The organism is Okeania sp. SIO2B9, from assembly GCF_010672505.1.
GTDB lineage: Bacteria > Cyanobacteriota > Cyanobacteriia > Cyanobacteriales > Microcoleaceae > Okeania > Okeania hirsuta.
The window spans coordinates 1-2,699 of sequence record NZ_JAAHGK010001073.1 but is presented as its reverse complement, the minus strand read 5'-3'; the positions used below and the strand labels follow the sequence as shown (position 1 = coordinate 2,699).

Below are 2,699 nucleotides of genomic sequence, written 5' to 3'. Positions count from 1 at the left end.
TAATTAAGTTAGTTGGTATAGATGGTGCTAAATTTTTGATGAATTTTTACAATGCAATTAATAAATACGACGAACTGAAGATAGATAAATCTCTACTTTGCTCCAAAGAAACTTATGAAAAGATGAAAATTGAAAATAGCAGTAATGAATCATCTATAGATTCTTTTGAATATTTAAAGACGGCTTATGAATTATTGATAGATAATATGCGTTATCCTCCTTTTGAATGGATTGAAGAGTATCCAAAAGAAAACCAATTTTCAGAGCAAATTCTAAATTTAATACCTAATAATCAAAACTTTAATAGTAAAACAAATAGTGAAAAAGGCTGGAAGTTTAGGAAAAACTCTTATAAACAATTCGTGAATTGGATAACAGAAGAGATTGAAGAACAGCTAACTAATGAACAAGTAAAGGTAACGGGAAAAGTGACACTACACCTTTACGGAAAGCCTAAAGAAGAAAAAGAGAAAGCATAATTATTGCTAAACAAAATTTTTGAAGAAGGAGACAGGAGACAGGAGACAGGAGACAGGAGGAAAATTACATGGGGATTCTAACCCCAAGTAATTTTGAACACCCTGTAGACGGTGGGGTATTAAACCCACAAAGAAAATGATAAAACACATAGACTGGGATGGAAAACCCACCCCACTAAAATTAACAATTAACTACGCACCAACAGCTTCTTTGGCAGCATACATAACTTCTAAAGAAATCTCCCCAATACCACGTTCTCTCGCAAACTTTTCTGTATTTCGCTTCACCTTACCCCGAACAAAACCAGGCACCTTATTCAACTCTGCTTTTGCTTCTTTCGTCCAATTCAAATCAGAATCAGCAGAAATACTCTTAGTAATAACCTCCTTAGTATCATGCCCACCAAATATTTCTAACAGGTGGTCTTCCATTCCCAAAGTAAAGGAGTTGTAAACCAAATCCGCAATTTGATTAGTTCCCTCATAACCCATAAACGGTTTATAACCAATGGGAAAATTCTGAATATGAATTGGTGCAGCAATTACACCACAAGGAATATTCAACCGCTTACCAACATGACGCTCCATTTGTGTACCAAAAATCGCGGCAGGTTCCACACGAGCGATCGCATCCCCAATCTCTCCATTATCCTCACTAATTAAAACTTCATCGCAATATTCACTCACCTGTTCCCGGAACCAGTCAGCATCATATTTACAATAAGTACCTGCCCAAACTACATGAATACCCATTTCCCGCGCCAAAATTTTTGTCAGAGCAGCAGCATGAGTATTATCCCCAAATACCACAACTTTTTTACCAGTTAAATTTTGACAGTCAATGGAACGAGAAAACCAAGCTGCTTGAGAAACGTGCAAAGTTTGATTATCAATAAATTCCTCATAGTCAACATTGGCACCTTGAGCATTAACCACCTGCTGAATTTTACGAATACAACGAGCAGTTTCCACCACACCCATAGGAGTAATGTCAATATAAGGAGTTCCAAACTCTGACTCTAAATATTTAGCTGCCATTATCCCCAATTCGCGATAGGGTGTGAGATTAAACCAAGCGCGAGGTAGATTTTTTAAATTGTGAACAGAAGCACTTTCGGGAATGACTTCATTAACTTCGATACCTAAATCTGCCATTAAGCGTTTTAACTCGGTGCAGTCATGTTGGTTGTGAAAACCCAGGGTAGAAACGCCAATAATATTAACAGAAGGTTTTTCAGTTTTCCCTTCTGGAAGTTCCCCTTTCTTTTTCGCCTTCTCAATATAATATTTAACGATTTGCTGCAAAGTGCTATCCGCTGCTTGGAGTTCGTTAACGCGGTAATGGTTAACATCTGCCAGCATTACATCACCTTTGGCATCTATTTGAGCGCGTTCGACAAAATTTTCTAGGTCTTCTTGCAAAATGCTGGAAGTACAGGTAGGAGTAAGAACAATTAAATCAGGAGCTTCTTCATTGTCTTTACGGATGATATTATCTACCACTTTTTCTTGAGAACCCCGCGCCAATACATTACGGTCAACTACACTGGTGGTGACTGGTGTATAATTACGTTCTCTTTCTAACATAGAGCGCATGACATTGAAATAATCGTCACCGAGGGGAGCGTGCATTATGGCGTGAACGTTTTTGAAAGAGCTGGCAACGCGCAATGTGCCAATGTGAGCGGGACCTGCATACATCCAGTAGGCTAATTTCATCTAATTTTCTCCGTTTTTTGTTAACTGTTATAGATTTGTTACTTTGATTGTCTCAAATTTTGATGTCTTTATTCATTTAACGGGACTTTTTGAACAATATTTTTTCAGGTTATCCCATCAACTAGGAACTCAGTTTGTCAGTAAAGCAATAAAATTTTGTTTTATTTAAGTATTCTTAATTTTTTAGTTAATTTGTGTAAATTAGGGGTTGACAATTGTTTGATATAGGTATATGAAAAAAGCGATCGCTTGTTTATAGTGTGCGATCGCTCTCCAGAAAAAAATCAGGTAATGTCCTACAAGTAGTGATTTTCTTGGCTAAGAGCTGATTCATAAAGTAAATCTTAAATTAGCTAGTCCCTTGACCATGAGTGGGATTAATCAGCCATAAATCATTGCTTCACTTACATCTGAATAGACTTCATAATCCTTACATAGCGCGCCTAAATCTATTTAGCCACCCATGCATTGCCTTCAACAATCCATCGCGCACGGCAATTG

2 protein-coding genes are annotated in these 2,699 nt (G+C 37.2%); one reads left to right on the top strand and one right to left on the bottom strand.

Annotated elements, in window-relative coordinates; all coding sequences use genetic code 11:
* Positions 1 to 479: hypothetical protein (locus F6K13_RS27365; protein WP_287289035.1), on the top strand; the 479-nt coding region annotated here is incomplete at its 5' end.
* Positions 480 to 671: 192 nt separating this feature from the next.
* On the opposite strand, the gene bchB is transcribed toward F6K13_RS27365, so the two are convergent.
* Positions 672 to 2,198, bottom strand: coding sequence for a ferredoxin:protochlorophyllide reductase (ATP-dependent) subunit B (gene bchB / locus F6K13_RS27360; protein WP_124144374.1), 1,527 nt, complete (start codon positions 2,196 to 2,198; stop codon positions 672 to 674).
* Positions 2,199 to 2,699 lie beyond the last annotated feature (501 nt).

Excerpts from the sequence above, each read along its gene's own strand:
- bchB (WP_124144374.1), bottom strand. The coding sequence starts at position 2,198 with ATGAAATTAGCCTACTGGATGTATGCAGGTCCCGCTCACATTGGCACA.